Origin of the sequence: Saccharopolyspora terrae, assembly GCF_004348435.1 — a bacterium.
Classification (GTDB): Bacteria; Actinomycetota; Actinomycetes; order Mycobacteriales; family Pseudonocardiaceae; genus Saccharopolyspora; species Saccharopolyspora endophytica.
In genome coordinates this window covers 1-947 of record NZ_SMKS01000154.1, presented here as the reverse complement: position 1 = coordinate 947, position 947 = coordinate 1, and the positions used below count along the sequence as shown (strand labels likewise).

Below are 947 nucleotides of genomic sequence, written 5' to 3'. Positions count from 1 at the left end.
CTAGGGGGTGTCCTCAAAGCCGGATGAGGAGTGTGGCTAGGTCGATCATGGCTTGGTAGGACTGGGCGGTTTTGTCGTAGCGGGTGGCGATGGCTCGGTGTTGTTTGAGCTGGTTGAAGCAGCGTTCGACGATATTGCGGCGCTTGTAGATGCTGGGGTCGAAGGCGGGTGGGCGCCCGCCCGCGTGGCCGCGTCGTTGCCGGTTGGCCTGTTGATCTCTGCGTTCGGGGATCGTGGCCGGGATGCCGCGCCGCCGGAGATAGCTGCGGATCGCGCGGCTGGAGTAGCCCTTGTCGGCCAGTACCCGGCCTGGGCGGGTCCGTGGTCTGCCTGGACCGGACCGGTGGAACCGGACGCCGGCCATGACGTGGGTGAACATCGTGCAGTCATTGACGTTGCCGCCGGTGAGTACCACCGACAGCGGGCGGCCGTGCCCGTCACAGGCGAGATGAATCTTGGTGGTGGGCCCGCCACGAGACCGGCCGATAGCATGATCATCTGGCTCACTGTGTCCGCCGGGATCGGTTCGGGCCCCCTGTGTGAGACCCACTCGGGCGGCGGGCGCCGGCGGCGTGCTGGTGAGCACGCACGATGCTGGAATCCACCGACACCTCAGCATCCAGCTCGTCGATCGCCTCGGCGACCACCCGAACCTGGCCGACCAGCCTCGTCAGAACACCGGTGCGTGACCACCGCCAAAAACGGTTGTAGACCGTCTTCCACGGCCCGTAGCGCTCCGGCAGATCCCGCCAGGCGATCCCTGTTTTGGCCTTGTACAGCATCCCGTTGATCACCCGGCGGTCATCCACCCGAGGCCGCCCCGCCACACCCGAGGCCGGCAACAACGCCTCGATGACCTGCCACTGCTCATCAGTCAGCTCATGCCTACGCACCATCAACCAAGATCAAACCAGGTCACCCACACCCACTTTAAGGACACCCCCTAG

Annotated in this window: 1 pseudogene; it reads right to left on the bottom strand. The window is 65.6% G+C overall.

Annotated elements, in window-relative coordinates:
* Positions 1-13 precede the first annotated feature (13 nt).
* Positions 14-896, bottom strand: a pseudogene (locus tag E1181_RS31145) (IS5 family transposase).
* Positions 897-947 lie beyond the last annotated feature (51 nt).